The sequence below is a fragment of the uncultured Thiocystis sp. genome (genome assembly GCF_903866365.1).
Taxonomy (GTDB): Bacteria; Pseudomonadota; Gammaproteobacteria; order Chromatiales; family Chromatiaceae; genus Chromatium.
Genome location: NZ_CAIPNF010000235.1, coordinates 1 through 3,782 on the forward strand (window position 1 = coordinate 1; position 3,782 = coordinate 3,782).

The 3,782-nt window shown below is 59.9% G+C and carries 4 protein-coding genes; 2 read left to right on the forward strand and 2 right to left on the reverse strand.

Features of this window, described 5'->3' with window-relative positions; all coding sequences use genetic code 11:
• Positions 1–933: 933 nt before the first annotated feature.
• Complete coding sequence (locus QZY07_RS13075; protein WP_295403343.1) at positions 934–1,335, forward strand: hypothetical protein; 402 nt, start codon at positions 934–936, stop codon at positions 1,333–1,335.
• 225 nt (positions 1,336–1,560) lie between these two features.
• Here the strand turns inward: QZY07_RS13075 and QZY07_RS13080 are convergent, their stop codons facing one another.
• Positions 1,561–1,929, reverse strand: a complete 369-nt coding sequence (locus QZY07_RS13080) for a hypothetical protein (RefSeq protein ID WP_295403346.1) — start codon at positions 1,927–1,929, stop codon at positions 1,561–1,563.
• Positions 1,926–3,074 carry a hypothetical protein gene (locus QZY07_RS13085; protein ID WP_295403349.1) on the reverse strand — a complete coding sequence of 383 codons (1,149 nt, stop codon included), beginning with the start codon at positions 3,072–3,074 and terminating at the stop codon, positions 1,926–1,928. Before QZY07_RS13085 ends, QZY07_RS13080 begins: the two co-directional genes overlap by 4 nt.
• Positions 3,075–3,247: 173 nt before the next feature.
• On the opposite strand from QZY07_RS13085, the gene QZY07_RS13090 reads away from it, so the two are divergent.
• Entirely contained in the window at positions 3,248–3,658 is a 411-nt protein-coding gene (locus QZY07_RS13090; protein ID WP_295403350.1) for a hypothetical protein, read from the forward strand.
• Positions 3,659–3,782: the final 124 nt, after the last annotated feature.

The following is a 3,782-nucleotide window of genomic DNA, read 5'->3' on the forward strand; positions in this document are numbered from 1 at the left end:
CCTGTACAGGGTCGCACGGGAGCGTTCACGTCGATCATGCCAGCGATTGCCGGCGGTTTTCCGCAGAGGACGGAGAACTCGACTGTTCTGACGCTTGACAGCGGACGGAGACGCGGCTGACGGATCGTCCGTCGCAATCATGCCAGCGGCGCTGGCGGGTTGAACGCAAGCGCAAGGCTTGCCGGTGGTGCGCGCGGTCTTGATGGATCGCCCGCGCAGGCGATGAACTCCGGGAACCGTCAGGATCACTGACTGGCGGACGGAGGGCCAAGCAAATCTGGCGACTGAACGCGGCGCGATAGACGCGGCCATGCGCAGACGACAGATCCCTGGCGCGGGACGGTTCGGTTTGAGTGTCGTGCGGACGCACGTTTCCCGTCGTCGAATTGACGGACGAACGAGGACAGACCGCCGAAGCGGTTCAAGCAGATGACGCGAGGCGTCGAATAAGAGGGTATCCCTTGGCGAATGCAACGGTTGCAAGCGTGTCGGGCCAACGTGCACATTTAATGAGTCGCTAGCCGGAAGCGACCTGTCTACCGCCCGTTGAATCGGGGCGTCTGCGAGAAGCCTCCCTGGCTTTGCCGAGTCGAACGGCAACAGAAACTCGAACAGATGGGCGACGCCTGTTTTCAGAACCGCATACATCGCCTGCCAGCAGCCTAATCCCGCGTCGGGTCAAGCGCAAGGCCCGAGGGTGGCGACCGAAGCCGTTGCCGGGGCGGGATGTCCAGACCTGCGTCCGCCTGGTCCCCAGAGTTAACCCCGGATGTCCCTGAAAGTGGAGCGAATCGATCGACAACCGGCCCCGCCAGTTTCCCAACGATAGCCCTTGTCAGCGACATCGCCAGGCGAGAAGATCGCTTGTTAAGCCCCTCCCTTGCACCGCCCATCCCCAAATCATCCCCTTTGATCGACACAGAGTCCCAATGTATGCCCCACGATGAAGACAACATAACCCAGGCCCGTACCCGCTTGCAGGCACTGGCCCAACATCCGCCGCGCCGGTCGGCGGCGCTGTCACTGCGCGCTCTGTTGCCGGAAATCGAAGCCGCCCAGCGGGCGGGGGCGTCGTCGACCGACATCCTCGCCGAGCTTGCCGCTGCCGGGATCGCAATCGCGCCCCGTACTTTTGCCAAGACGCTCTCGCGGATCCGGCAGGAACGGCGTGCTGTCGTGCCGGTCGCCACGCCGGCACCGATGGCGGCTTCCGTGGCCACCCCAGCGCCGCAGGTTACCCCGACGTTGGCGATCCCGCGCAGCAACCCCGCCTCTTATCAGGAGTTCAAGCACCGGACTTTCGAGTTCGATCCGTTGAAGACGTTCGAGGGGTAAAGCGGCGCGCATCGGTCATCGCCGAGTCGCCATGCCAGGCGACTATCGAGCGCGAAGTCAACTCAGAACCAGCCAGCGCCAATCAGTTCCCGTGCCCCTCAATCGGGCGGGCGGAGATCCAATGTCTTTCCGATCCGATCGGCGGCGTGGTGGTCCATTTCCTCGCCCGCAAATTCAGGATCGAGACCGGATCCCTCGGCACGAACCAAAACCTCAAAACCGGGATCAACCGCGATACAGCCAATCCCTCGCTTCTGCGACTGCTTTCAACTGCTTGGCCTTTTTCTCCACGGCATTTTTGCTATAGGCAGAAAAATCAATCACAACATGCTCAGGAAATGGAGTTGGATCAGGCTCGACGGGAAGCGCCAGCGTGCCGCATTCAGAGACCGTCACCGCCATGACGCCACTGGATTGAAAGCGCAACGTCTCGGTGTAGTGCCGATAAGCTGGCTCGGGATCAATCTGGTCGCCATCGTAAACGGATAGCCGTTGCTCATCTTTGGGCGTTGGGCGAAATGCCTGGGATGAAACCCGACCGTTTTGCAGAAAGTTGGGGTGAATCTGGCGTAACAGCAGCGTCTGGTCTTTCATCGTTCACTCTCGGACAGGCGCTGAATCGCTGCGCTCAACTGCGACCAAGCCGATAATTCATCGAGGTCCAGTTCCCATGGCGTTTCTTCTCCGGTCGCCATGTTCAGGACGTGCCAATCGCCATGATGGGTGTCGAGGGAAATATCCAGGGTGATTTCGTGCGCATGACACGACCATTCGGCTTGTACCCCGCCCTCGGCGGTCGGGTAGAGGTAAGGCAACGGCAGATGATCGGGGTAACGGCTTTCAAAGCATTGCGCGAGCCAATCGAGACCGCGCAGGTCTGGCGCAAACCCTTTGCCATCCAGCCAGCCGGGTTTCAATGCCCGCAAATCATCCAGGCGTGACGCGATATCGTTCGGATCTAACAGGCTCAGATGCTCAACGGCATCGATTCCCTGAAGGCGATCATGCCGATTGTAGCGCCCGACGCCTTGCAGTCGCACCCGCGCGCCCTGTTTATACCCATTGAATGCCTCCAAGACGGTTGCCAGGTGCGGCGTGGCGATCGGTGCGGCAACGCGCGGACCATTGAGCACCTGTAACTCAAAGATCATCTTGGCTTGGTCGGCGGCGGGGATCGTGCCGCGCAAGGTCACGTCATCCGTCAGTTCCTCAACCTGAGCGGATGCCAGGATCAACTTGCGTCGGGTCGCCTTGGTGAGGCTCGCGGGTCGCTCAAGGTTCGCCGGGTCGAAGTCAATCCGCTCGGAATCCTGTAGTCCACGGCCAATGCGGTTGAAGTAATCGAGCAGGAAATCGGGTAAATGTTCGGTGATCGACTCGTTGTGTTCAGCGGCGTTGATCGCGCCGATGAGACTGCTGCGCGCTTGATCAACATAGCGAAGGCTGGCGGGCGGCAACGAGTCCAGCAAAGGGGGGAAGGGGTCAGGTGCGAAAAACACACTGATCTGTGGCACGGCACTACCCGCCTCAATGCCCGTGAGCTTGAGGGAAATCTCGTCGGTAAACCCGCGCGGCGAGCGTTTCCGGTTGGGATGCTCCTGAAGATACCGCCACTTGGCGACTTCGACGATCATTTCCTCCAGCGCGGCCAGATCCTTCAGTAGCTCCAACGGGATGGCGCGTTCCGCAAATCGCTCGCCCACCAACCGGGGCGTGAGAAAGGGCGTGGAATGGCTCATACCGGCATGTTTGCTCAAAAAATTTGACAGGGGTAGCAATGATTCAGCATCGCCCCAGTGAAAGAGTCAACTGATTTGTCGGGTTTCGACCCGATTTTTCCGCGTATCATACCGGCTTGACACAGATTGCTGTCAATTAACCTTGACACTGGAACATCCAAGCCTGGAGCAGTATGGCCCACCTGGAAGACAAGATTGCGGACATCACGGATGTCGACTTGCGACAAACCATCGCCGAAGAAGTTGCCAAGCTCAAGAAAGGCACGCGCTTTGGCTTGGTGTTCGAGGATCATCAACCGGAAGTCCTGCCGATCTATGACGCCCACATCAAGCGCGGCGAGCGGGTGGCGCGGAAGGCCGGCAAACTCACCGAGACCTGGCGCGTTCTGAAAGTCGCCGATGAGCAGGCGCTGTGCGAGCAGGAGCAGGACGCCACCGTCCGCGAGACCTTCTCTGTCGGCCAACTGGTTGTCGTCCGACGCATAGGCGATGCCATCTTTCCCGCCCTCACACCGCTCGATGCTGTCAGCAATGACGATTCCGCCGCGCCACATCACATCCTGATCGGAATGGCACTGAGATAAGGCCAACCACTTGAGTTGGCGAGAAATATCGATGGGGGCAGGATGCCTCGAATGGTACGCTAGAGGTTGCGAATCCACAGCAACCACCCGAGGATCCAGCCCAGATGTATCCTAACCATCGCCC